This is a genomic window from Streptomyces sp. AM6-12 (assembly GCF_044327085.1).
In the GTDB taxonomy this organism is placed as follows: domain Bacteria; phylum Actinomycetota; class Actinomycetes; order Streptomycetales; family Streptomycetaceae; genus Streptomyces.
On sequence record NZ_JBIQWN010000001.1, the window covers coordinates 4,233,613 to 4,257,024 of the forward strand.

29 protein-coding genes, 1 tRNA gene and 2 pseudogenes are annotated in these 23,412 nt (G+C 66.0%); 26 read left to right on the forward strand and 6 right to left on the reverse strand.

Going from position 1 to position 23,412, the window contains the following annotated elements; translation table 11 throughout:
- Positions 1-37 precede the first annotated feature (37 nt).
- Together ACE4Q9_RS19200 and ACE4Q9_RS19205 are read left to right on the forward strand one after the other, a co-directional pair.
- Positions 38-619, forward strand: a complete 582-nt coding sequence (locus tag ACE4Q9_RS19200; RefSeq protein ID WP_397985453.1) for a hypothetical protein — start codon at positions 38-40, stop codon at positions 617-619.
- Positions 620-650: 31 nt separating this feature from the next.
- On the forward strand, positions 651-1,136 hold the full coding sequence (locus tag ACE4Q9_RS19205; protein WP_397985454.1) for a GNAT family N-acetyltransferase: 486 nt from the start codon (positions 651-653) through the stop codon (positions 1,134-1,136).
- Between the two features lie 128 nt (positions 1,137-1,264).
- On the opposite strand, the gene ACE4Q9_RS19210 is transcribed toward ACE4Q9_RS19205, so the two are convergent.
- On the reverse strand, positions 1,265-1,540 hold the full coding sequence (locus tag ACE4Q9_RS19210; protein ID WP_397985455.1) for a hypothetical protein: 276 nt from the start codon (positions 1,538-1,540) through the stop codon (positions 1,265-1,267).
- Positions 1,541-1,642: 102 nt separating this feature from the next.
- On the opposite strand from ACE4Q9_RS19210, the pseudogene ACE4Q9_RS19215 reads away from it, so the two are divergent.
- Positions 1,643-1,780: pseudogene (locus ACE4Q9_RS19215) on the forward strand (transcriptional regulator); the annotation flags it as partial.
- Positions 1,777-2,253: pseudogene (locus ACE4Q9_RS19220) on the forward strand (flavoprotein). The pseudogenes ACE4Q9_RS19215 and ACE4Q9_RS19220, both read left to right, overlap by 4 nt.
- Before the next feature lie 335 nt (positions 2,254-2,588).
- Here ACE4Q9_RS19220 and ACE4Q9_RS19225 read toward each other — a convergent pair.
- The gene (locus tag ACE4Q9_RS19225; RefSeq protein ID WP_382563798.1) at positions 2,589-3,344 is read right to left on the reverse strand and encodes a GntR family transcriptional regulator; all 756 of its coding nucleotides are present in this window, start codon (positions 3,342-3,344) and stop codon (positions 2,589-2,591) included.
- A gap of 79 nt (positions 3,345-3,423) precedes the next feature.
- Between ACE4Q9_RS19225 and ACE4Q9_RS19230 the strand changes: the two genes are divergently transcribed.
- The 8 genes from ACE4Q9_RS19230 to ACE4Q9_RS19265 all read left to right on the forward strand — a co-directional run bounded on the left by ACE4Q9_RS19230 (position 3,424) and on the right by ACE4Q9_RS19265 (position 11,155).
- Entirely contained in the window at positions 3,424-3,708 is a 285-nt protein-coding gene (locus tag ACE4Q9_RS19230; protein ID WP_397985456.1) for a hypothetical protein, read from the forward strand.
- Positions 3,709-4,224: 516 nt separating this feature from the next.
- Positions 4,225-4,449, forward strand: a complete 225-nt coding sequence (locus tag ACE4Q9_RS19235) for a hypothetical protein (RefSeq protein ID WP_397985457.1) — start codon at positions 4,225-4,227, stop codon at positions 4,447-4,449.
- A 7-nt stretch (positions 4,450-4,456) separates the two neighbouring features.
- On the forward strand, positions 4,457-5,188 hold the full coding sequence (locus ACE4Q9_RS19240) for a GntR family transcriptional regulator (RefSeq protein ID WP_397985458.1): 732 nt from the start codon (positions 4,457-4,459) through the stop codon (positions 5,186-5,188).
- On the forward strand, positions 5,185-5,487 hold the full coding sequence (locus ACE4Q9_RS19245) for a hypothetical protein (RefSeq protein ID WP_397985459.1): 303 nt from the start codon (positions 5,185-5,187) through the stop codon (positions 5,485-5,487). The genes ACE4Q9_RS19240 and ACE4Q9_RS19245 overlap by 4 nt, the downstream gene beginning before the upstream one ends.
- Before the next feature lie 233 nt (positions 5,488-5,720).
- Complete coding sequence (locus ACE4Q9_RS19250; protein WP_397985460.1) at positions 5,721-7,115, forward strand: N-6 DNA methylase; 1,395 nt, start codon at positions 5,721-5,723, stop codon at positions 7,113-7,115.
- A 179-nt stretch (positions 7,116-7,294) separates the two neighbouring features.
- Positions 7,295-8,743, forward strand: a complete 1,449-nt coding sequence (locus ACE4Q9_RS19255) for a restriction endonuclease subunit S (RefSeq protein WP_397985461.1) — start codon at positions 7,295-7,297, stop codon at positions 8,741-8,743.
- The gene (locus tag ACE4Q9_RS19260; protein ID WP_397985462.1) at positions 8,744-10,288 is read left to right on the forward strand and encodes an AAA family ATPase; all 1,545 of its coding nucleotides are present in this window, start codon (positions 8,744-8,746) and stop codon (positions 10,286-10,288) included.
- 18 nt (positions 10,289-10,306) lie between these two features.
- Positions 10,307-11,155: a hypothetical protein gene (locus ACE4Q9_RS19265; RefSeq protein ID WP_397985463.1), complete on the forward strand. Its 849-nt coding sequence runs from the start codon at positions 10,307-10,309 to the stop codon at positions 11,153-11,155.
- A 349-nt stretch (positions 11,156-11,504) separates the two neighbouring features.
- Here the strand turns inward: ACE4Q9_RS19265 and ACE4Q9_RS19270 are convergent, their stop codons facing one another.
- Positions 11,505-11,969: an NUDIX hydrolase gene (locus ACE4Q9_RS19270; RefSeq protein WP_397985464.1), complete on the reverse strand. Its 465-nt coding sequence runs from the start codon at positions 11,967-11,969 to the stop codon at positions 11,505-11,507.
- An 18-nt stretch (positions 11,970-11,987) separates the two neighbouring features.
- Here ACE4Q9_RS19270 and ACE4Q9_RS19275 point away from each other — a divergent pair, with 18 nt between their 5' ends.
- From ACE4Q9_RS19275 to ACE4Q9_RS19330, 12 genes are all read left to right on the forward strand, one after another.
- Positions 11,988-12,767, forward strand: a complete 780-nt coding sequence (locus ACE4Q9_RS19275; RefSeq protein WP_397985465.1) for a GntR family transcriptional regulator — start codon at positions 11,988-11,990, stop codon at positions 12,765-12,767.
- 138 nt (positions 12,768-12,905) lie between these two features.
- Positions 12,906-13,262 carry a hypothetical protein gene (locus ACE4Q9_RS19280; protein WP_397985466.1) on the forward strand — a complete coding sequence of 119 codons (357 nt, stop codon included), beginning with the start codon at positions 12,906-12,908 and terminating at the stop codon, positions 13,260-13,262.
- A gap of 2 nt (positions 13,263-13,264) precedes the next feature.
- Positions 13,265-14,620, forward strand: a complete 1,356-nt coding sequence (locus ACE4Q9_RS19285; RefSeq protein WP_397985467.1) for an FtsK/SpoIIIE domain-containing protein — start codon at positions 13,265-13,267, stop codon at positions 14,618-14,620.
- A gap of 85 nt (positions 14,621-14,705) precedes the next feature.
- The gene (locus tag ACE4Q9_RS19290; protein ID WP_397985468.1) at positions 14,706-14,909 is read left to right on the forward strand and encodes a hypothetical protein; all 204 of its coding nucleotides are present in this window, start codon (positions 14,706-14,708) and stop codon (positions 14,907-14,909) included.
- Positions 14,909-15,595: a DUF2637 domain-containing protein gene (locus ACE4Q9_RS19295; protein ID WP_397985469.1), complete on the forward strand. Its 687-nt coding sequence runs from the start codon at positions 14,909-14,911 to the stop codon at positions 15,593-15,595. Before ACE4Q9_RS19290 ends, ACE4Q9_RS19295 begins: the two co-directional genes overlap by 1 nt.
- A gap of 20 nt (positions 15,596-15,615) precedes the next feature.
- Complete coding sequence (locus ACE4Q9_RS19300; protein ID WP_397987264.1) at positions 15,616-15,810, forward strand: hypothetical protein; 195 nt, start codon at positions 15,616-15,618, stop codon at positions 15,808-15,810.
- 1 nt (position 15,811) lies between these two features.
- Positions 15,812-16,003 carry a mobile element transfer protein gene (locus tag ACE4Q9_RS19305; RefSeq protein ID WP_397985470.1) on the forward strand — a complete coding sequence of 64 codons (192 nt, stop codon included), beginning with the start codon at positions 15,812-15,814 and terminating at the stop codon, positions 16,001-16,003.
- A 12-nt stretch (positions 16,004-16,015) separates the two neighbouring features.
- Positions 16,016-16,171, forward strand: a complete 156-nt coding sequence (locus ACE4Q9_RS19310) for a hypothetical protein (protein WP_397985471.1) — start codon at positions 16,016-16,018, stop codon at positions 16,169-16,171.
- 24 nt (positions 16,172-16,195) lie between these two features.
- Positions 16,196-16,513, forward strand: a complete 318-nt coding sequence (locus ACE4Q9_RS19315) for a SpdD-like protein (RefSeq protein ID WP_397985472.1) — start codon at positions 16,196-16,198, stop codon at positions 16,511-16,513.
- A gap of 127 nt (positions 16,514-16,640) precedes the next feature.
- Positions 16,641-18,020: a replication initiator protein RepSA gene (repSA, locus tag ACE4Q9_RS19320; RefSeq protein WP_397987265.1), complete on the forward strand. Its 1,380-nt coding sequence runs from the start codon at positions 16,641-16,643 to the stop codon at positions 18,018-18,020.
- On the forward strand, positions 18,017-18,211 hold the full coding sequence (locus ACE4Q9_RS19325) for a helix-turn-helix domain-containing protein (RefSeq protein WP_310778693.1): 195 nt from the start codon (positions 18,017-18,019) through the stop codon (positions 18,209-18,211). Before repSA ends, ACE4Q9_RS19325 begins: the two co-directional genes overlap by 4 nt.
- Positions 18,211-19,362, forward strand: coding sequence for a tyrosine-type recombinase/integrase (locus tag ACE4Q9_RS19330; protein WP_397985473.1), 1,152 nt, complete (start codon positions 18,211-18,213; stop codon positions 19,360-19,362). The genes ACE4Q9_RS19325 and ACE4Q9_RS19330 overlap by 1 nt, the downstream gene beginning before the upstream one ends.
- A gap of 68 nt (positions 19,363-19,430) precedes the next feature.
- On the opposite strand, the gene ACE4Q9_RS19335 is transcribed toward ACE4Q9_RS19330, so the two are convergent.
- From ACE4Q9_RS19335 to ACE4Q9_RS19345, 3 genes are all read right to left on the reverse strand, one after another.
- Positions 19,431-19,506 (reverse strand) — tRNA-Arg (locus tag ACE4Q9_RS19335).
- Between the two features lie 76 nt (positions 19,507-19,582).
- Positions 19,583-20,389 carry an IS5 family transposase gene (locus ACE4Q9_RS19340; protein ID WP_397985474.1) on the reverse strand — a complete coding sequence of 269 codons (807 nt, stop codon included), beginning with the start codon at positions 20,387-20,389 and terminating at the stop codon, positions 19,583-19,585.
- Between the two features lie 79 nt (positions 20,390-20,468).
- Entirely contained in the window at positions 20,469-21,098 is a 630-nt protein-coding gene (locus ACE4Q9_RS19345; protein ID WP_397985475.1) for a TetR/AcrR family transcriptional regulator, read from the reverse strand.
- A 42-nt stretch (positions 21,099-21,140) separates the two neighbouring features.
- Here ACE4Q9_RS19345 and ACE4Q9_RS19350 point away from each other — a divergent pair, with 42 nt between their 5' ends.
- Both ACE4Q9_RS19350 and ACE4Q9_RS19355 read left to right on the forward strand, forming a co-directional pair.
- Positions 21,141-22,316, forward strand: coding sequence for a LysR family transcriptional regulator (locus ACE4Q9_RS19350; protein ID WP_397985476.1), 1,176 nt, complete (start codon positions 21,141-21,143; stop codon positions 22,314-22,316).
- Positions 22,313-23,272 carry an EamA family transporter gene (locus ACE4Q9_RS19355; protein ID WP_397985477.1) on the forward strand — a complete coding sequence of 320 codons (960 nt, stop codon included), beginning with the start codon at positions 22,313-22,315 and terminating at the stop codon, positions 23,270-23,272. The genes ACE4Q9_RS19350 and ACE4Q9_RS19355 overlap by 4 nt, the downstream gene beginning before the upstream one ends.
- The last annotated feature ends 140 nt before the right edge of the window (positions 23,273-23,412 follow it).

A 23,412-nucleotide genomic window follows, 5' to 3' on the forward strand; every position in this document is an offset into this window, starting at 1 on the left:
GAGGGGCGGACGACGGCTGCGGTACCGGAGCGCGAGCGTGGCCGCGGTACTGATCACCACCGGCACCCTGACCCTCGCGGCCTGCGGCGGCAACAACAACAACGGCGGCGGTACGACCGTCAGCCCCCGCCCCACACCCCCCGCCACACAGTCCTTCACGGGCACCCCGCCCTCCCCCCTCTCCTCGGCCGCCTCCTCCGCCATCGCCTCGGCCCGCGCCTCCGCCTCCGCCGCGTCCGCCTCCGCATCGGCACGGGCCGACGAGTTCGAGGCCTCGGTCGCGGCGTCGGCCGAACAGGCGAACCAGGAAGCCCACAAACGGCTGGCGAACGTGAAGGGCCGGGGCAACGCCGCCTCCGACGTCTCCCTCAGCGGCATCCCCCGCGCCCAGGTGAACGACCTCCAGGCCGCCCACGTCAACATCCACAACTCATCGGACAAGACGGCCAACTTCGCGGTCCAGGTCGACTTCCGCGACCCGAAGGGCAAGGTCGTCGAGACCCGCTACGTCGGCGCGGAGAACGTCCGCCCCGGCCAGACGGTCCACCCCTACGCCATCAGCCACCAGCCCCCGCAGCCGATCCTGAAGCCGGAGGTGGCGAAGGCGGAGCGGTACTGAGAAGCGTCACCGCGGGGGCAGGATCAACACCATGGACTACCGACGTGCCGTCGTGGCCGACGCCCCCGCCATGGCCGAACTCTTCGCGGCCAACCACTACGACGCGCTCACGGAGCGGCAACGCGCGGAACAGGGCTTCGTCCAGGGTGCCCTCGACACCGACGCGCTGCGCTCGATGGCCGAGGACGGAAGCCTGCTCGTCGCGTACGACGACGGCCACCTGGCCGGCCTGCTCGGCCTGGCCTCCCCGGCCGACATCCCCAGTCCGCCCCCACCGGTCCGGGCCCTGCTCGCCGCCCAGGACACGCCCTCCTGGCAGGGCCGCCCCTTCCGAACCGTCCCCTTCCTCCTCTACGGCCCCGTGGTGGTCGCCCCCGCCTACCGCGGAAGGGGAGTGGCCCGAGCCCTGTTCACGACGGCCCTCCAAGTGGGCGCAGCACAAGCCGAACTGCTGCTCGCCTTCATCGAACTGTCCAACCAGGCCTCCTGCGCGTCCACGTGCACGCCTTCGGCATGACCCCCTTGGGCAACTTCACCCTCGCCAACCGCACGTACGGCGTCGTCGCCACCCCCACCCACCCGGCCCCGACTCCGGGCCCCTGAGCCGGCCGGCCACCCGGGCACGGGGACGGGCACCGAGCCCGATCACATGCGCCGCGCGCCTCCGCGGGCCACCAGTTCGGCAGCAGCCCCCGCGAGCGGGGCGAGGCTCAGACCGAGTACGACCATGTCGATGAACGACGCCCCCTGCACCCAGGCCCCCGCACAACCGACCACGAAGCCCACAACCACGGCACCCCGCCCGGCCGCCCCACTGACCGCCAGCAGCGAAGCCCGACCGGCCATGCGCCGCCGGTACTTCACCATGAGAATCACCGCGGCGGCCAACAGCAGACTGCCCGGTTCGGCAAAGGTGTCCATGGCCTATGTATAGCCCTTCCGCCTCTCCGCGAGTGCGGCGGACCTCATGTGAGGCAGCTCTGTTCACGCGGCTCCCAACCCCATTATTGGTGGTGTGAGTTGTCGCTAAGGCTGGCTCCGAGCCGCCGCTGCGCCGCCCAGGACATCCGCCACCTGGTCGCCGACACGGCAGCCCGCGACCGCCGACGTACCCTGCCGGAACTGCACCACTTCAGCCGCCAACTGGGAGTCCCCGCGTGACCGAACCGACCGCCCCGGACAAGGAGTCGCACTGGGACGTCGGTGTCGTCGCCACACCGCAGGGCCTCGGCTTCATCGACGCGACGGCGGTCGAGGCGCAGACCGGCTATCCGATCCGCTCCGCCTGGCGTTCACCGGGAGACCCGCGCCCCCTGCCCCCGGCGGACGCGATCGCCGTGGCTCCCGCCACCTTCAACACGATCAACAAGTGGGCCGCCGGGATCTCCGACACCCTCGCCCTGGGCATCCTGTGCGAGGCGTACGGCATGGGCATCCCGATCGGGACCCTGCCCTACCTGAACTCCGCCCAGGCTGCCCACCCCGCCTACCGATAGAGCCTGGACCGGCTGCGGGGTATGGGGGTCCTGACCGGTTCCTGCGCACCGCACCGACCGAGGGCCGGCGCGGCGGACAGCTTCTGCTGGGAGGAAGCGCTGGATCTGCTGAAGCCTCTGATCAGCCCGGAGCGGTGACTCGGTCCATGACTTGATAAGAGGGGCGCGTGCCCCTACGGCTGGCGGCCTCAAGGCACAGCTCCCAACCTTTGCCCGCAGCCCGTGTGTGCCATATGTGTGCTGCAAGCGCAGGAGCCCTCCCGCCCGCTGGACGGAAGGGCTTCTGACCTGGTGTTTCTCTGTGCCCCCGGCAGGATTCGAACCTGCGACACCCGCTTTAGGAGTTCGATCTACGCCCGCCCCTGGTGCCGCCGTCGGCTGATCCGACGGTCGCCCAGGGGTGCCGCTGTGTGCAGCCGTCCGGCCTCGTTGATGTCAGCCGTGGATGTCAGAAGTCGCCCTGTGAGCAGCGGCTAACGGTTGATCGGGATCTCATAGACGATCTCGCAATGGGCGGCGGGCACCACGATGTCCGCCGTCTCCACGGGCCGTCCCTGATCGCTGTAGTACGTCCGCCGGATGTGCGTGACGAGCGCGGCCTTCTGAATGCCGAGTATCGACGCCTCCTCGGCGGTCGCTTGCCTCGGCTCGGGCTGCTCCACGGCATGGCTGACAGTGACGCCGATCGCGGCCATGCGGTTCACGACGCCTGCCCCGGCGTGCGGCCCTCCCTCGGGGAGAACGACGAGAGTGCCGGCGGTGAGGTCGTACGGCTCCCAACTCGTCGACAGCTGCACGGGCCTGCCGTCGGCCAGGAACTCGTACGTCGTCCGGACGCACAGGTCGCCCTCGGCGATCCCGAGCCGCGCCGCGATGCCCGCCGGAGCCGGCACCTTGGCATCGGTCCGACTCTCCCAATCGCCTTGCCTGCCAACGGCCTTCATGTCTGCGCGGAACGGTGAACCGCTGGGCTGCTCCCGAGCCGATGACCGGACGACCCGGACCCGCTGCCGGGGCTCGGCGACGTACGTGCCCGATCCGGCCCGGCCCTCCAGCACACCTTGGGAGATCAGCAGTTCTTGCGCCCGGCGAACCACGTTCTCGCCCACACCGCACTCCTGGCCGATCTGGGCACGGGAGGGCAGACGGTCCCCCGGCTCCCATACGTGCTCCGCGATCCGCCGCCGGAGCTCGTCGGCGATGCGGAGATAGGGCGGCTGCTCAGGCATATGGAAAATCTAGTCCACTAGCTCTAATCTAGTTAACTAGCTTCACTGAAAGTGATTCGCCGGTGACGGAGGCTGCCCTGTGCCCGCTTCGGGAGTTACCGCGGCGGCCATCGCTGCCCGACTGTCCGCCGTCGGGCTCGTCGCGCGGGTGGAGGAGCACGACCGGTACGCGTCGGTCGAAGCGGAGGTGCCGGACTCGCTCTCCGGCGATTTATGGCGGGAGGTCCTGGAAGCGGTGGCGGACGCCGATCGATTCGGTCTCGTTGCCACCAGCCTGAACGGCCGCACCCTCTGGGCGGTCGTACGCAAAGCGGTCCCCACGACGGGCGATGTCGGGGGACCAGCCATCAGCGATAGGAGCTGAGTAGCGTGCTCAACCGTATCCGCCGTGCCGTCTCACTCACCAGAGCGCGGTACGCCCCCAAGGGCCGGCACCGCCGCCCCTTAACGCCCCCCCGGCTGCCGGCCGCCCCTGCCCTCCCTGTGTCCGCTGACGCGTCGACGGTCATCTTGGACTGGGCTTCCGACGGCCTGAACCATCGACACCCGCTCGTGGGGGAGGAAAATGCGCTCGTTCGCCCGTACGTCCTGGCCTGGGAGAAACGGGTCGAGCCGCGCGCGGTGGTAGTCGCTTCACACCTGCCTGCTGAAGCCTGGTCGTCCCTCGCGGGGGTTCGCTGATGCTTCCTCGTCGACAGACACACATCACCGATATCGCGGCCGTCCCCTACCGGTCGACCGCCTGCCGTATCGGCACACACATTGCTTGCGCGGAGTCTTCCCCGGTCTCCGCACCGATCGACCTGCCGGTTGTCTACGAGACATGCCACTGCGCGTGTCACTCGCCGTCTGACCGGGCCACGTCCACGGAGGTGGAGCGGTGAGCGGCCGGGCACCTGGCGGCGCGCTGGTATCCAACGTCGAGGTCACCGCGGCCACAGTGCAGCGTGGCGACATCATTCAACTCGGCGGCCGGGCATACCGGGTGATGGACCTCTTCCAGCTCTCCCAAGGCGCCAAGCAACTCCTCTTCGAGTCGGGTGAGCTGCTGACCATACACACGCGAACCCGGCTCGCCGCTGTTCGGATGCTGAGAAGGAGGTGACCGGCCCGTGTCTTCACGCCGTCACGAGATCGCCGATGATCTCCGGCATCAAATCGCAACCGGACGCATCAAGCCGGGCGAACGGCTTCCGTCCGAAGCCCGTCTGGCCGAACGATACGAGGTCAGCACAGTGACGCTGCGGCACGCCCTCGCGGTCCTCCAGGGCGAAGGCCTCGTCGAGAAGATCCACGGCAAGGGCAACTTCGTGCGCCGCCCACTTCGGAAGATCATGTACGTGGGTGGATGGGGGACGTTGGATCCGTGGACCGCTGCTGAACCGGCCCTGCGCGTCACCGTTCGTACCACCACGATTCAGGCACGCGGGCATCTGACGACTCTGCTGAAGGTGCCAACGGGCAGCCCACTCGCTGAGTTCTCCTGCGTCAGCCGCGAGGGAGAGTCACCACACGGATACGCCCGCATCTACATTCCGCGGGACCGGGCACCGGCCGGAGTACTGGGCGAAGAATCCGTGTGGCGGGAGACAGCCACGCGATTTGCCGTCCTGACCTCGCCTCCGACAGCTATCCGGGAGACGGTATGTGCCCGCCCACCGACACCCGACGAAGCATCGGCCCTCCGAATCGGCTCCGCCGGGGCAGTCCTTGCGATCACGCGCATCGCGACCGATTCAACCGGGCGAGTCGTCGAGGCCGCGCTACTTGCGTTCCCGGGCGATCGCGTCGACGCGGTCTTCACCACCCACCACGTGACCGATGAGAGGGAGACGCAAGGATGACAGCACAGCAAGAACTGCGGCTTCTCCCGTGGTCGGGGCCGGAGGGCAAGCCCTGCTACCTGAGCACCGGCGACAGCAGCGGCTACATGTCCCGTCTGGCGGACAACATCGAAGCGGTGCAACTGGGAACGGCGTTCGAGCTACTGGAGGAGGCCTCGGACACCCTCGACAACCAGGATGCAGGCCCAGCGGACCTGCGACGGTTGGCGAAGGAACTGACCGGAGCTTTGCGGGACGTGCTCCGCGTTGCGACGAGTCGCGGTGACCTGCTGGCGGTGAGCAACCCTCATCGCCCCTGAAGAGACCGGCTGCGATTAGCGGCTGCCGGCGGCGACCTTCCGTTCCATCACGACGGGGAGAGGACCCAGGCTCGAGCCTGGGTCCTCTCCCCGTTACGTCGTGCTGCCGCCGTGACTGTGCCAGACGCGAGGCCAGTACCTCCAAGGCGCATACAGCCGGTCCCAACGTCAGACACTCACGGAGGGGACGCTAGCTGGGTAGGCTAGGTCGCCACCAACCTAAGGATGCGACGATGCAAGACACTTCGGATGTGACCCGAAGGCTTTGGGCTCTGTGCGGAGTGCTGAGAAACGAAGGTGTGACCTATCACGAGTACCTGAATGAGCTCACGTACTTGCTGTTTCTCAAGCTTGCCCATGAGCTTGAAATGGAAAGCAGAATCCCGAATAACTGTCGCTGGGCTGAACTCAGCGAAAGTGCCGCCGATAGCATCCTCCCTCGATACACCAAAATTCTGGAGAATCTCGGCGCGGCCGATGACGATATCGTCAAAACCATCTTCGCGGATTCGAAGACGGGTATCAACTCCGGCGAATCCCTGAAACAGCTAGTCCAAGGAATTGAGGATATTGATTGGTATCGAGCGCGGCAAAATGGCCTTGGTGATGTCTATGAAGGGTTGATTCAAAAGAACGCGCAGGAGTCTCGTTATGGTGCGGGGCAGTACTTCACACCCCGACCAGTGGTCGAGGCACTTGTACATGTAACTGCGCCGAGTGATGACGACGTTGTGTACGATCCCGCCGCAGGTACTGGTGGGTTCCTGGTAGCGGCAGGCCTGGGCACCGCAGCCACCAACTCCTCGCCTCCTCAATTGGTCGGCATTGAGTTGGTTAGGGACGTGCAGCGCATGGCACTTATGAATCTTCTGCTGCATGGACTCGAAGGGAAGATTCTTCTCGGTGACGCTCTGCATCACGACGTGGGTGATAACGGCTATTCGGTCTGTCTCACGAACCCACCTTTTGGCGCAAAGGGTGCTCTAACTGCAGAGCAGAACGAGAGGCTTGAGTACCAAACTTCGAACAAGCAGTTGGCATTTCTGCAGCATGTCTATCAGAACCTGGCCGAGGGAGGGCGTGCTGCGATCGTCGTTCCCGACAACGTCTTGTTCGAAGGGGGGACGGCTGCCGCTGTACGGACCAAGCTTCTAGACAGCTACAGGGTTCACACCATTCTGAGTCTCCCGACAGGTATCTTTTACGCAACCGGCGTGAAAACTTCAGTGCTGTTCTTTTGCGCCGATGGATCTACTGAAGAAACATGGTTCTATGATTTGCGTTCGGGTCAGACGAGCTTCGGCAAGAGAAGGCAGTTGCTGGCTAGCGACTTGAACGAATTTGTCTCAGCCTATGGCGCTGACGCGTTCGGAAAAAGCCATCGGATCGAGACTGATCGGTTCAAGCGTCTAACACGTGAAGAGCTCGCTGCGCGTGGTGATCGTCTCGACTTCGCTCACGTGAAGTCTTCTGATAGGCCGACCGGTTCAAGTAGTATTGCAGATCTTCTTGATGACACCAGAAGCCTGCGCGAGGAACTTGACAGTGCCTTGTCTGGCATCTCTGAAATTGAGAAGATTCTTACGCGCCACTTCCAAGACCGCGAAGGGGAGGCACTCGGACGATGATAATTCCCGATGCCTTCCCTCCTACGTGGCGCTTCTGCCTGGTCAAGGAAGCCGGCGAGACTCTGGTTGGGCAACAACGTTCACCCGAGACTACAAGTGGTTCCGCAGATGATCGAAGAAATTATCTGCGTGTTGCGAACGTTCGTGATGACGCGCTAGACCTACAGGATCTAGCAACGATGAGCTTCGACGTTGAGGCCAGAGAGAAGTATAGGCTTGTAGACGGAGATATTCTCCTATGCGAAGGACAGAGTCGTGAGCTGGTAGGTCGAGCGGCGATGTATCGATCCGAACCTGATGAGCTTTACTTCCAGAACACGCTTATTAGGTTCCGTGCTCACCATGAGATTCTGCCAGAGTTTGCACTTCTGGTCTTCAGGGCATACCAACACTCAGGTGTTTTCGCGGAGATTGCCAAGGCTACTACTAACATTGCTCACCTTGGACTTCGGCGCTTCCAAGAGCTACCTTTCCCATTGCCTCCCCGAATTACTCAAGAGGCAATCATCGACTGCGCCCGCGACATACAGAGTTCGATCGACGCTGCTCTCACGGCGATGGGCAACATCATCGAGACAGCAACCGACCTTCCGGGAACGGCGAGAGACCTCCTCATCCTGGAGGGCGCGGAGCTTGGAAAGCCTGGAGAGTCAGACCCGAAAACACGGGTAATTTGGCAACAAGCAGCAGACGTTGTAGCTGAAGACTCACCCATTGTCTATGGGATCCTCCAACCCGGACCGCAAATTGACGACGGCTCAGGTGTTCGGTATGTTCGCGGCCAGGACTTGCAAGACGGTTTTATCTTGCAGGATCAACTGAGGAAGACATCGCAATCCATCGCTCAGCGATATGAGAGGTCATCACTGAAGCCGGGTGACGTACTACTTGGCATCATCCGCAGCCTACGTGTTGCCGTCGTACCGCAAGAGCTCAGCGGGGCGAATATCACTCAGGGGACTGCACGGATAAGACCTGGCGACCACTTGGATAGTGATTACCTAGCGCATTGGCTATCAAGCTCGGCCGCACAGGGGTGGTTTCGAAGTCGACTGCGCGGTATCGATATGCCTGGGCTGAATCTGCGTGATGTTAGGCAACTGCCTGTACCACTACGGGATCTGAATACTCAACGTCAGATCGCCGAAACCTTGAATGAGGTGACTTCGGCACACCAGAGTGTCATTAGGGATGCGCAAAGTGCCGTCGGCCGGCTCCAAGGGCTGGAGCGCGAGTTCACTGCCTCCTGTGCCTTCGGGGAAATGGCCAGGCGGATTACCCAGAGGACAGCGGGCGACGAGAGCGAGTCGTTGTCCTCGCTAATCTTGGCCCAGGTTAGGGAAGCGGCTTCAAAGCAGCGGAGAAAGCCTGCTGCTAGGGCGCCGAGGTCTACCAAGAACGGGAGTAGGCGCATTAGCCTCAAATCCTCCACCACTCCGGAAGAAATTCTAGCTGTGCTGCATGAGGCCTCGGGGCCCTTGGAGCCGGAACGCCTATTCCGGCAGCTTTCCCTCGCCGATAACGCAGTTGATAGCTTCTACGCCGCCTTGCGTGAGTTGAAGCAGTTGCGCAAGCTTGAAATAGCACGACCGAACGACACAGATGTCCAGATTTCGGTGGCAGACTAGATGCGTATCACACGTGTAAAAGTGGAGTCTTTCAAGAACCTGCAGGACTTCGAGATCCGACTCGATGAAAATGCCGCAGTTTCCGTGCTGGTGGGACGCAATGGCAGCGGGAAGTCCAACCTGCTAGAGGCTTTGACGATCATTTTTCGTGACATCGACCTCGGGCGGCGACCCGATTTCGTGTTCGAGTTGGATTATCTCATCAAAGGAAACGCAGTTTCCATTTCCTCGGAGCGGTCTCGAACCGGATATAGTGTTAAATGCCGCGTGAACGGCCGCTCGATGAGTTTCACCAAATTCTCAGGTAAAGACGGCCGTGAGTACCGACCGCAGCATGTATTCGGCTACTACTCAGGTCCGAGCAATCGTCTCGAAGAGCACTTCATTCCTCACCAGGAGCGCTTCTACAAGGATCTCCTTGACGGCATCGAGAGGCCGTTGCGACCCCTGTTCTACGCACGCAATGTGCACTCGAACTTCGTTCTCTTGGCCTTCTTCTTGGATCAGGACCCCGTAGTCCTGCGGTTGCTGCGTGACCACCTGGGTATCGAGGGTTTGGACTCAGTGCTTTTCGAGATGCAGAAACCCTCGTGGCCTGGCAAGAACGGAGATGAACGATTCTGGAACGCGCGTGGCACGGTTAGAGATTTACTCGATCGCCTCTACCGCCTCTCCCTGGCACCCATGAGATTGGAGCGCAAGGTAAGAACGGGATTGGCCCGATCTTCGCAGACGGAGCACCTCTACCTTTACCTTGAGGGTTTGTCGGAAGCCAGAGAGCTTAGAGCAGCCTACGCGAGCAACGGAGATTTCTTCAAAGCCCTCGAAAGTACTTACATCTCCGAACTCATTCATGACGTACGCATCAGGGTAAGAACTGCCAGGTCATCCTCTCCTCTCACGTTCCGGGAGTTGAGCGAGGGCGAGCAACAACTTCTCCTTGTCCTCGGGTTGATGAGATTCACGCGTGAGGAAGAATCCCTTTTCCTACTGGACGAGCCTGACACGCATCTGAACCCTGCCTGGAGCGTGCAATACCGGAAGTTCCTCGGCGAGTTTGGCGGGCTTGACGACGGTTGCCAGGTCCTGATGGCAACCCATGATCCGCTCGTTGTAGCCGGCCTGCTCAGACAGGACGTTCGTATTCTTGAGCGGCATGGCGATGGTCGCATAAGCGCCGTGGAGCCGTTGGAGGATCCTCAAGGAATGGGAGTCGGAGCGCTTCTAACGAGCGACGTATACGGGTTGAGGTCACAACTCGACCTTGAGACGCTCGACAAGCTGGACGAGAAAAGAAAACTGTCTGCTCGTCCTGACGATCAATTGACTGCTGAGGAGCAGGACAGACTCAATCAACTCGGTAACGAGCTTAGGCATCTCGGTCTGTTGATGGAAGACAGAGATCCAGAGTTTCAAGCCTATCTCAAGGCTAAATCGGCGAGTCAAGCAACGCAGCGTCCTCTTGCTTTCACGCGGGAGGAAGTGGAAGAGAACTTTGAAGACGCTGTGGCGCTATTGAATGAGATCGAAGAGCAGGAAGACTAGTACTGTCGGGGGCGGTTCTTGATTTTCATTGATCGGCAGGAAGTGATCGCACGCCTTCCGGAAGGTTGGAAGGCTAAGGCGAAGAGCGTGACGGATGACTTGCTGCAGGCCGATGGAGCAGTAGCAAGGAAAAAGATCATCGACGATAATGAGGAACTGTGGCGTAGCATCAAGGGTGTCTTGGCGGCCGTGGGGCATCAGAAGTGCTGGTATTGCGAGACGGCCGATATCAGGTCGGACAACGCGGTTGACCATTTTAGACCCAAGGGAAGAATTTCCGGGGAGAGCAAGGAAGGATACTGGTGGTTGGCTTTCGATGTGCGCAATTACAGATTCGCCTGTACTTACTGCAATAGTCGGCGCCACGGAGAGGGTGGGACGACCGGAGGTAAGGCTGACTATTTCCCCTTGGCAGAGGGCTCACGCAGGGCAGACAGTTACTTAATTCCAATATCGGTCGAGATTCCGATGCTTCTTGATCCTTGTGATCAGTTCGACATCACCGCTATATGGTTCGATGAGACGGGCCAGGTGAAGGTGAATCCTGACGCAGAAGCGTTGGAGGAAAATGTATCCGACCGTGTGGATGTATCGCGCTCCCTATATCACCTAGATCATGTAAGGCTTATTGAGGCGCGGAAGCGTATTTTCCTGGAAGTGCTTCAGATGTGTGATCAGGCGGATGAAGCGCTCGTGAGCTATAAGGCGACTCGTGATGTCACGGCGCGAAGCGTATTCCACGAGTCAATTAACGCTCTTAGAAGGATGAAGAAGGAAAACGCTCCTTACTCGGCTGTTGCTAAGTGTGCTGTCAGGGGTTATCGCGGTAGTAGCCCCTCAGCCAAACTCATTGCTGAAGCTTCATAGGCGGAGCGGGTTTGGCCGGTGGCCTGCCCGGTCTGGGGTCGAGCATGATCAGGGGGCCGTACGCTGGTTGGCAACTCGGGCAGGCTTTGGGCCTGACCGCAATGTGAACGAGTGGCCCCCTGGTCTTGCTCGACGCGGGACCCGGACCGGGGAGGTGGCTAAAGCCGTGGAGCCGACCGGCCCCCGCCACGATGCACCCCTTCTCTGACCTCAGGCGGCTGTTTGCTGTTGCGCGCGGCACGGGCGCCGGCCGGGCTGGAGCGGGGCGGAGACAGGAGCGCAGGTCCGGCCGGGGGCCGGGCCGCGTGCGGTGAGCGGAGCGAGCCGCCTTGATGAAGGAGAGAAGGTTTTATCCCGCTGGGATGAGGTGCTTGCCGTCGTGGCTGCGTACGTGGGGGCCGTTGCCGTCCAAGGCGTCCAGGAGCCTGACCGCGAAGACCTCGGCCATGCGCTCGCTGACCTCGTCGGGCGTCAGCCAGGAGACAGCCGTGGACTCGCTTGAGGTGCGTTCGGTGCCGCCGGAAGGCTTGCAGCGGAAGACCAGGGCCACGATGCCGCGGGTCAAGTTCTTGTAGACGCCGGTCAGTTCGTCGACCTCAACGTGGATGCCTGTCTCCTCCAGGACCTCGCGGGCGACGCCGGCCTCGGGGGTCTCGTTGAGTTCGAGGATGCCGCCGGGGAGTTCCCAGGTGCCGTTGTCGGCTCGGCGGATCGCCAGGAGGCGGCCGTCCTCGCGCACCACTACTCCGGCCACGGACACGGAGTGCAGGGGGGAGGGTGTCGCTTCCTGTGGTTGACTCATGTAGAGGAGCATAGGAGGCAGGGAAGGACTATGGGAACTGCGGCTGGAGGGGGCGTGTCCGGGCCTCGGTACGTGCAGATCGCGGACGAGATCATGCAGCAGATCCGGGCGGGGATCCTGAAGCCTGGTGACATGGTGCCGAGTGAGTCTGAGCTGGTGGACCGCTACGGCGTCTCCGGCGGGACGATCCGTAAGGCCATGGTCGAGGTGCGGGCGAGTGGGCTGGTCGAGACCCGGCACGGCAAGGGCTCGATCGTGAAGAACCGGCCTCCGGTGCGGCACCGCTCCTCCGATCGCTTCCGGCGCTCGCTCCGGCAGGGTGGGCAGGCGGCCTACCTCGCGGAGTCCGCGCAATCCGGTGCGGCTGCCAAGGTCAGCGTCCTCTACATCGGGCCCATGGAGGCGCCCGAAGATGCCGCCCAGCGGCTGGGCGTCCCGGCCGGAGCACAGGTGCTGGCCCGCCGACGCCTCTACTTCCGTAACGGCACCCCGGTTGAGACCGCGACGTCGTACCTGCCCTGGGACGTGGTGAAGGAGATCCCGGAGCTGTTCTCCGAGAACCCCGGCGGCGGTGGCATCTACGCCCGGCTCGAAGACCACGGGCACGAGTTCGCGGAGTTCGTCGAGACGTTGCAGGCGCGGCCGGCCTCCAAGGCAGAGGCCTCGGAGCTGGCGCTCAGCCCCGGCGCGCCGGTGGTTCACCTGATCCGAGAGGCCCGTACGACCGAGGGTCTCGTGGTCGAAGTGTGCGACACCCTCATGGCCGCTGACCAGTTCGTTTTCGAGTACAGGATCCCTGCCGCCGACTGACGCCCGCTCAACTTCCCGCAACCCGTCGCGAGTTCTTCTTCGCGGCGGGTTGACTCATGTACAGGAGTGAGGCACTCTTCTTCATGTCACTCATATACATGAGTGGCGGAGTTCGGCATATGTAGAGGAGTGATCTCTGTGCGTCAGATTCCCGTCGACACCGCCGGTGCGGTCGTGATGGTCGCCAAGTCCCCGCAGGTCAAGGTCCGTGACCGCCGTACCGGCGAGATCGCCACCGACACCGAGACCGGGGCGAAGCTGATGACAGTCGACGTGATGTTCGCGGCGAACGAGGAGGTGGAGATTCTCTCCATCACTGTCCCGGAGCCCGGCATCACCGGCGACCTGGCCATGGGCACGCCGGTCGCGCTCACCGGTCTCATCGCCCGGCCCTGGGAGAACGACTTCAATGGTCAGAAGCGGCACGGCATCGCGTTCCGCGCGGTCGCGGTCACCTCGCTCGCCGACGCCGCCGCAGGGCCGAAGGCGGCCTGATCATGACCGGCTTCACGGTCGTCCTGGTGCTGGTCGTCGCCGCCGCGGGTCTTCTGCGGTGGCGGCGCCCCGCCTGGTACTGGTTGACCTTCGGGGTCACGCTGGCGGTGGTGCGGGTCCTGGTCCGGTACGGCTCGGTCATGGATGCGTGCGGGTTAACCGTGCCGCCTGCGCGGTGGCGGCTCGCTCTCGCCCGTGCCACCAACCGGCCGATACCGGAGTCCCGGGCCCCGCGCATCCTGCGGCTGCGGCCCACTCGTACCGGCCTGGTCCTGCGGCTCAAACTCCGGCCCGGACAGGACGCCTTCGACGTCGCCGCCGCCTCGGACCGGCTCCGGCACTCGTTCGCGATGTACGGCGTGACCTCGCGCGAACTGCGCTCCGGCGTCGTAGAGGTGCGGATGACCGGCTACGACGTGCTCAAGCGGGTGCAGATGCCGGCCAAGACCGACACCCGGCCGATGCGGGTACCGGTCGCCCTGCGGCAGGACGGCTCGGTGCACTACCGCGACTACCGGGCGATACCCCACGCCCTCACCCTCGGGGCTACGGAGTCCGGCAAGTCCGTCTACCAACGCAACCTGGTCGCAGCGCTCGCCCCGATGGACGTCGCCCTCGTCGGCATCGACTGCAAGCAGGGGGTTGAACTGTTCCCGCTGGCCCACCGGTTCTCCGCGCTGGCCGACGATCCCGACACCGCCGCCGAAGTGCTCGACGCGCTCGTGGTCAGGATGGAGCGCACCTATCAGGTCATCCGGGCTCAGCAGCGGATCACCGCTGACGTGCCGGATGCGGAGATCGCCGCCGACATCTGGGACCTGCCCGATCACCTGCGCCCGGTCCCGGTCGTGGTCCTGGTCGACGAGGTCGCCGAACTCGCCCTCTACGCCAACAAGGAAGAGGAAAAGCGCCGGGATCGCATCATCACCGCCCTGGTCCGCCTCGCCCAGCTCGGCCGCGCGGCCGGCATCTACCTCGAAATCTGCGGACAGCGCTTCGGCTCTGAACTCGGCAAGGGCATCACCATGCTCCGCGCCCAGCTCACCGGCCGTACCGCCCACCGCGTGAACGATGAAACCTCCGCCAACATGGCCTTCGGCGACATCGCCCCCGACGCCGTACTCGCCGCCATCCAGATCCCGGCCGAAATGCGGGGGCTCGCCATCTCGGGCGACTCCTCCGGAGGGTGGCACCGCATCCGTGCCCCGCATACCTCGCTCCGCCAGGCCGTGAACATCTGCAACCGGCACGCCGACCGGACCCCGGACCTGCCCGAACTGGCCTCGTTCCGGCCCGACTTCCCCGCCTCCACCGCGGCTCCCGTGTCGCTGGCCAAGGCTTCCTCAGCCGCCGTCTGATCCCTCTCGGATCCCCACCGGTCGGCGCGACCGCCTCCGCGCCAAGTCCCTACCTCTGCCATGCCCAAAGAAGGGAGACCCCGCCGTGTGCCCGAACTGCGAGGACTTCGCCCGTACCGTGCTCCTGCTCGGCCAACTCGCCTTGTACGCCGACATGGCCGGCGCCGACCTCGACTTCGTGGAAACCGTCAGCGGGTCACTCGCCGTCTCGCTGCCTGAGCCGCCGCCCGGTACGTTCCCGGACGGCTACGACTCCGACGGCGGCCCCGCGTACCCCGGTGACTCCTGATGGCTGCCCGTCACGGCCTCCGGGTCGACGCGGTCCTGGTCCAGGCCGTCATCGCCGGTGCCCTGTCCTTCGCCCACCTGCACGACCTGGCCTCCGCTGCCGGACAGAACGACTGGAAGGCCTGGGCCTACCCGGTCAGTGTCGACCTGCTCCTGGTCGCGGCCTGGCGACGGCTGCGCAGTGAGGGCCCGTCTCGGCTGGCCTGGTGCTGGTTCGTCGTCGCGCTGTTCGCCTCGCTCGGCGCCAACGTCGCCACGGCCGGGTTCCTGGACCTGGCCGACCCGCCCGCCCTGCTTCGCCTCGGCATCGCCGGATGGCCCGCGCTCGCCTTCCTCGGCGGAACGCTCCTCGCACACTCGTCGACTGCGGAGTCGGAACCAGTTCCGCCGGCGCTCGTCGTGGACGCGGACGAGGTCGTGCCTCCGGCCAAGCAGCCGGTACCGGACGCCGAACCCGCTTCGGTCACGGAAGCCGCGCCCAAGCCTGGCGCGGCCCCCGCCTCACCGGACCAGGTCCCCGCCCCGGCCCCTGCTCCTCCGGTCCCGGCCGTCCTGCTCGACCACGCCCGCAAGGTCGCCGACGAGTACCGCACCCGCACCGGATCTCCGATCGACACCGACACCCTGCGCTCCCGCCTCGGCGTCCCGCCTCACCTCGCCGACGCCATCGCCGCCCACCTCACCTGACCAGCAAGGGAGGAAGACCGCTGACCCGTGATCCGGCCGACCTGACCGCCTCCGACTACCTCGACGGTGCCCGCGAGATGACCGCTGCCAACCGGCCCTTCCTCGCCCACCTGCTCGCCGAGGAAGCCGCCCGGCGTACCGCCGACCCGGCCATCGCCGCCGGTATCCGCGCCAGCTTCCCCGCCCCGACCACGGCCCGAGAGGAGACCGACTGACATGCCCGCCCGCGACCACTTCCACTCCGTGATGCGCATCGGCCCGGTACAGATCGGCACGCACCGTGACCGCCACGGCCAGACCAAGTACGCCGCCGTGTGCACCGCCGACGGCTGCGGCTGGTCCTCCGACTACTCCAGCCAGTCCGCCGCCCAGCTCGCCGCCCGCACCCATCGCTGCCGCATCCGCTAGGAGGTCACCGCCATGCAGGTCCCGCTCTGGTTCGCGCTGCTCGTCGTCGGCTACCTCGGCGTCAAGCTCATCCGCCCGCCCGCCTGGCTCATCGTCGTACTCCTGCTCGGCGGCTTCCTCCTCGCCGACAGCGTCCTTGCCCCGGCCATCAGCGCCCTCGTCAAGTAGCCCGCCCGCGAGAGGAGATCACCGATGTTCCGCCCGAAGATCCCCACCATGCCTATGCCGACGGGCCTCACCACCCCACCCGCCGTCATCGAGCCGACCACCGTCACCCGGCCCATAGAGACTCCGCCAGCTGCCCCGACAGCTCCGACACCGTCCCGGCCCACGGTCCAGCTCACGCCCGGCACCACGCTCGCCCTCGTCGGCGGCGGCACGGCCGTCGTCCTGGTCCTCGGCGCCGTCCTGGTCTCGCTGCTCCTGGCTGTCGCGATCACCGGCGCCTCGGTCGCCGTCTGCGCGGTCGTCCTGCGTTCCCTGCTCGCCTCCGACGCCAAGCGTCGCTGACCGGCACCCGGGCGGCCTCGATACCGCCAAGCATCCGCCGCCCGGGCGCCGTCCCGCTCCGATCTCGCAACCGGAAGGAACCCCCAGCATGGCCCACCGCGCCTCATCCGCGACACCGAGGGCGCCCATGCCGGACACGCTGCTCGACCCGATCACCCTCGGGGACGTGCTCCGGGTGGCCTCGGCCTCCGACTACGCCCGCTGGGAAGACCAGATCCGCCGCACCGGCGGCTGCTCCGATCCCATCCACCTCACCGGCTGGGTCCTCCACAAGGACAAGACCACCGGCGAGACCCTGCACCACTACTCCACCGAGAACGAGCCTGGCGGACGCCTCCGCCTCGCCTGCGGCAACCGCCGCGCCTCCCGCTGCCCCGCCTGCGCCTGGACCTACGCGGGCGACACCTACCACCTGATCCGCGCCGGGCTGGCCGGAGACGACCGCCGCGACGTCCCCGCCACCGTCCGCGATCACCCCCGTGTCTTCGCCACCCTCACGGCCCCATCGTTCGGCCCGGTCCACAATCGCCCCGACCACGGCACCTGCCGCTGCGGCACACAGCACGCGGCCGACGCCCCGGAGCTGGGCACCGCCCTCGACCCGGACACCTACGACTACACGGGCGCCGTGCTGTTCAACAACCACGCGGGCCAGCTCTGGCAGCGCTTCACCACGCGCCTCCGCCGCGAACTCGCCGCCCGCGCCGGCCTGCCCCGCCGGGAACTCGCCGAACACCTTCGCGTCTCGTACGGCAAGGTCGCCGAGTTCCAGAAGCGTGGCGCCCTGCACTTCCACGCCGTCGTACGCCTCGACGGCCCGGACGGTCCCGGGACGCCCCCGCCCGCCTGGGCCACGGTCGACCTCCTGACGGACGCGATACTCGCCGCCGCATCGCACTCCTACACCTCGGTCTCGGTCCCGGCCGCCGAGGACCAGCCTGCCCGTACCTTCCGCTGGGGCCGACAGCTCGACGTCCGCCCGGTCAAGGCCTTCGGCGACGGCTCCGACATCACCGAACAAGCGGTCGCCTCCTACGTGGCCAAGTACGCCACCAAGGCAGCAGAGAACACCGGCACCCTGGACCGCCGCATCGGCGAACTCGCCGAACTCGACCGCCACCAGGTCCCCGACCACGCCCGCCGCCTGATCACCGCCTGCCGCGACCTGGATGCCCTCTACCCGGACCGACGCCTCTGGGCCTGGGCGCACATGCTCGGCTTCCGCGGGCACTTCTCGTCCAAGTCGCGCACCTACTCCACCACCCTCGGCGCCCTCCGCCAGGAACGCGCCGACTACCGCGCCGCACAAGAGGCTTCCGTCCTCGGCCTCGACGATCGCGAGCCGGACACCGTCCTCGTCCTGACCGACTGGCAGTACGCCGGCCACGGCCACACCCCCGGCGAAGCCGCCCTCGCCGCCACCATCGGCCGCGACCTCCAGACCAACCGCGAAACCGCCCGCGACGCCCTGCGCGACAGCTTCACCGAGGAGGGAACCCCAGCATGACCACCGCCACCGCTACCGCCGAACTCCTGACCGTGCCGGAGGTCATGGCTCGGCTCAAGCTCGGCCGCTCCAAGGTCTACGACCTGATCCGTTCGCACCGCCTCGTCTCCATCAAGATCGACGGCGCCCGCCGCATCCCTGCCCACGCCGTCACGGACTTCGTCCTCGGCCAGATCGAGGAGGCTGCCTGATGGCCAGTCAGCGCAAGCGCAACCCGAACGGCGCGGGCACTATCACCAAGCGCAAGGACGGCCGCTTTCAGTGCGCGGTCTACGTGCTCCAGCCTGACGGCACCCGCGCCCGGAAGTTCGCCTACGGCAAGACCTGGGCCGAGTGCGACGCCAAGCGCCGCGAACTGCTCGACAAGGTGGACCAGGGCGTACCCGTGCCCACCAAGTCCGCCAAGCTCTCCGAGTGGCTGCCGTACTGGCTGGACAACATCATTAAGCCCCGACGGAAGCTCAGCACCTACGACAAGTACGAAACTCACGTCCGCCTCTACCTGGCGCCCCTCCTCGGAGCCAAGCGGCTCGAATCCCTTGGCGTCGCCGACGTCCGCCGTTTCCTCGTCCGCCTGGAGAAGGAGACGACCGCCGCAACCGCCAAGGAGTCGCACCGAGTTCTACGCTCCGCGCTGTCCTCCGCCTGCCGCGAGGAACTGATCACCCGCAACGTCGCCAAGCTCGTCGAGCCTCCTCGGACCGACAACCGCGAGCTGAAGCCCTGGACCCTCGACGAGACGCTCGACTTCCTCGCCGCCTCCCGCAAGGACCCGCTCTACGCGGCCTTTGTCCTCGCCATCGCCATGGGCCTCCGTCGAGGAGAGATCATCGGCCTCCGCTGGTCGGACCTCGACCTCGACAACCGGGTCCTGTACGTCCGCCAGCAGACGCAGCGGCGTCGTGGTGTCCTGTACGACGACGACCCCAAGAGCCGCCGTCGCCGTGTCGTCCCGCTCCCCGCACTCTGCATCGCGCCTCTGCGCTGGCACCGCATGCGGCAGGCAGCTGCTCGCGCGAAGGCGGGGGAGCGGTGGCCGGACTCGGACTACGTCTTCACCACCCGGACCGGGCGCCCGGTCGAGCCGCGGAACGTCTACCGCTCCTTCACCCGCGTCGCCCAGTCCGCCGGCCTCCGCGTCATCCGGCTGCACGACGCCCGGCACGGCACCGCCACCCTGCTCACGGCTGCCGGGGTAGCGCCTCGCGTCGTGATGGAGATCCTGGGCCACTCCCAGATCAGCATCACCATGGACGTGTACACCCACGTCGTCCAGGACACGCAGCGCGAGGCCATGAGCCACATGGATCGGCTGTTGCGTAAGCGCCCTGGTCGTCAGTGACCGCCCGCGTTGATGTCAGAAGTAGATGTCAAAGGCCCCGGACCATGATCGGTCCGGGGCCTTTTCCCTGGTGCCCCCGGCAGGATTCGAACCTGCGACACCCGCTTTAGGAGAGCGGTGCTCTATCCCCTGAGCTACGAAGGCGGGGCTCGACCCACAGGGTACCGGATCGATGGTCGGGCGGATGCCGGGATTGGTGGGTGGGGTCAGTGAACCTCTTTCATCCTGAATAGTCGCAGGTCAGTAGTACGTGGATGGCTTGGACGGCGCGGCTGATGCGGCGGGTGGAAGAGCGGGCTCTGCGCATGATGCGCCAGGACTTGAGCCGGGCGAAGGCGCGTTCGCCGGGGGCTCGGAGCCGGGCGTGGTTGCGGTTGAACTGCTGGTAGTGCTCGGGCTGTTCGCTGTGGTGGTAGTACGGGGTGCGGAAGGTGGCGCCGGCACCCTGATAGGCGCGGTCCGCCAGCACGAGGATCTGCCGGGTCAGGCAGGCCTGGACGATGCCGTGGGCGCGGGCCGAGGTCAGATCATGTGTACGGCCGGGTGTCGCGCGGGAGAACCACAGTGGTGTGCCGTCCGGGCGGGCGATGACCTGCACGTTCATGCCGTGCTTCTTGTGTTTCTGCGAGTAGTACGGCTGATCGGCGCGGACGCGGTCGGTGGGGATCAGCGTGCCGTCGACGATGACGTGGTCGCCCTCACCGAGGCCGGTGAGGGCTTCATGGAGGCCTGGGGCCCAGGAAGCCAGCACATCCAGGGCCTCGTCGACGTACCGCCAGGCGGTGGCCTGCGATATCGCGAACCCGGCGCCAAGCTGGGCGAAGGTTTCGTTCTTACGCAGGTGGACCAGCGTGAGCAGTGCCTGGTCGAAGCAGCCGAGCTTCCGCCAGCGGGTGTTACGCGCGCGGCGGTGCTCGTACAGCAGCCAGGCAACGTGCTCAACGAGCTCATGTGGGACGTCGAGCGTGGCAGGATACGGAACCAACAGGGCCCCTTCGGTCGCCGGCGTGCTGAGTGGAATCACCACGCCAACGACGAGGGGCCCTGCCTCGTCACCACACCCACTGACCAGCCCTTTTCACCCGCCAGCACAGGATGAAAGAGGTTCAGTGACGCGTCACGATCCCGTTCAGCAGGAGTTCGGAGGCCTGGGTCAGTTCTTGTTCCAGGTGGCCGGCCGGCTCGTTCTCCGTTTCGCGGAACCAGCGGTACAGGGTGCCCAGGTAAATGTCCCGCAGGACGTTGCCCACCTGCTGGGGGATGACGTCCTCGCGGAGTTCGCCGGTCTTGCGGCCGTCCTCGACGATCTCGGCGAAGAGTTCGGCGACGTAGGGCTCCTCCCTGAGGGGGCGGCCGGCCTTGACCCAGGCGACCAGCATCGCGGCCGTACGGTCGTGTTCTTCCTCGTTGATGCGGCCCAGGACGGCCATGCAGCGGCGCAGCCGGTCCGCGGCGCCGGTCTGGTCGGGGAAGGCGTCCTGCATGATGCCGACCAGGCGTTCCCGGCGGCGTTCGCCCCAGGTGCCGATGAGGTCTTCCTTGCGCGGGAAGTGGTTGAAGAATGTGCCGCGGGCGACGTCGGCGCGTTCGGCGATCTCGTCGACGGACGTCTGGTCGTAGCCCTGCTCGGCGAAGAGTTCCAGCGCCGCCGTGTACAGGCGCTCTTTTATCTTGATCTTGTTCCGCCCGCGACGCCCCAGGGGCTGGGCCTCGCTCTCGGGTGGGGACGTGTTCATCTCTTCCTCCCGTACGCGCGCTGTCGGTAACAGGACAGAGACATGCGCCGCAGCCGAGTGCGACGCCCGCTCGGGCGCCCCGCCCCCACCCATTCTTATACCACAGTACATGGTTGGTTCACAGTCGATGCATGGCGGTCCGGACGAAGGGGCGGAGTGCGAGGGGGAGTTCGGGGATCGGTTGTAGATGGACCACGGAGCAGAGATGTATCGTGGTCCAAAGTTGACTCAAGGTCGTCCTCGTGCCGAGTCGGATGGCAGGCAGCACGCCCTGCGAAAGCCGGGCTGGAAGGAGACTGCAAGGTGGATGTTCAAAGGCTCGAGACATTCGTGGCCGTAGCGCAGAGCAACACCCTCGCCGAGGCCGCGGAGCGGCTCGGTTACGCGCGTTCGACGGTCACCAGCCACCTCCAGGCGCTCGAACGCGCCCTGGGGGCCTCCCTGTTGGAGCGCGGGGCGTCGGTGAACCGGCTCACCAGGGCCGGTACCCGCTTCCTCGAATACGCGACGGATATCCTCGACAAACTGGCCCAGGCGCAGGCTGCGGTGGCCGCCGCCGCGGAGGACCGGCCGAGCACGCTGAGCATCGGCGCGACGGCCTCCCTGTGCACGTACCGGCTGCCGGGCTTCCTGCGCACGCTGCGTCGGCTCATGCCGAACCTGGAGACCCAGATCTTCGTCGGCTCGGTCGCCCAGCTGCGCGACCAGGTCGGCCGGGGCGAGCTGGCCGCCGCGCTCGTCAACTCCTCCACCGTGTCCGCGGCGGCGGTCCGGCAGGCCGGGGGCGACGACCGCCGGCACCTGTGGACCGACCGGGCCGTCCTGGTGGGCGCGCCCGAGTCGGCGGCGCGCCCCCAGCGGCTGCTGGTCACCGCGCCGGGCTGCGTCTACCGGGACATCGCCGAGCGGGAGGTGCTGCCCCGCCTCGGGCAGGTCCCGGTCCAGCAGGTGGGCAGCGTGGACGGCGTGAAGTCCTCGGTGCTGGGCGGCATGGGCGTGGGCGTGGTGCCGGCCATCGCGGTCGGACCCCAGCTGGAATCGGGGCAGTTGGTGGAGATGCAGCCCTCGGGGTTGTCCCCGGTGATGTCCGAACTCATCTGGAACGCCGGGGTCACCCCCGCCCATGTCGTCCCGCACTTCCAGCTCCTGCGCCCGCCGGGCAACCCCCAGCCCGCCCGGTCCGGCGCCTCGTGCGTCACGAGTGGCATAGCGAGTTGAGCCAGCCCCCGCGGAGGCGAGGTGGCGCGGGGGCGTCCGGCTGTCTCATGGTCGTCGGCGCCTGCGCGCTGTTCGGGCTGAGCGGTACGGCCTCGCGCGTGCTCATCGATCACGGGACCAGCGCACTGACGGTTACTCAGTTCCGCATGGGCGCGGGGTTCTTGAGCCTGTTCGCGGTCCTGGCCCTCACCCGGCGTGAGCTGCTGCGGCTGCCGTGGCGGTGGCTGCCGCGGGTGGTCCTCTTCGGGCTGGCGCTCGCCGCGCTCATCTACTGCTACTCGATGGCGATAGCCCGGTTGCCGCTGGCCGTCGCGCTGGTGCTCCAGTACAGCGCCGCCGCCTGGCTGGCCGCCGCCGATGCCGTCCGGCGGCGCCGGCGCCCGGCCGCGAGCGTCCTGGTGGCGCTGCCGCTCACGCTCGGCGGTGTCGTCCTGATGGTCGGCGTCGGCGGTGCTCAGCTGAGCCGTCTCGACTCCCTCGGGCTCGTCTTCGGGCTGGCCACCGCCGCCGCGTACATCCTGTACCTCGTGTGCGGCCGGGGCATCGGGGGTGCCGTGCACAGCGCCACCTCCACCATGTACGGATCGCTGGTCGCGGCCGTCGCGTGGACCTGTGTGCAGCCGCCGTGGCGCATCGAGAGCGGCGCGTGGGAGCCGCGCGCGCTCGTGCCGCTCGTGCTGATCGGGGTCCTCGGGATGGCCGCTCCGTTCGCGCTCGTGCTCACCGCCGTACGGTCCCTCGGGCCGACGCGGGTGAGCATGCTGGGCACCTTCGAGATCGTCGCCACCAGTGTCATCGCCTATGTGTGGCTCGGTCAGGCGCTGACCCTTCTCCAGTGCTTCGGCGGGCTGCTGGTGGTCGCCGGGGTGGTCGTCTGCGGACGTCAAGTCCCGGAGGAGGAAGGGCAGTCCGCCGACCGGGCCCCGGACGAAGCGCCGGTCGCCGGTCCCAACTGAACGCCCAGCCGAGCGGGCGTATCGACTGTCCCAACTCAACGCACTCGCACAGTAGTTGTTCCTCACGTCAGAGCTTCGAGCCGTGCGGCATCCGTGAACAGCGGTTCAGGACCTCCGAATCGGTCTGGGCCGGGGACCCG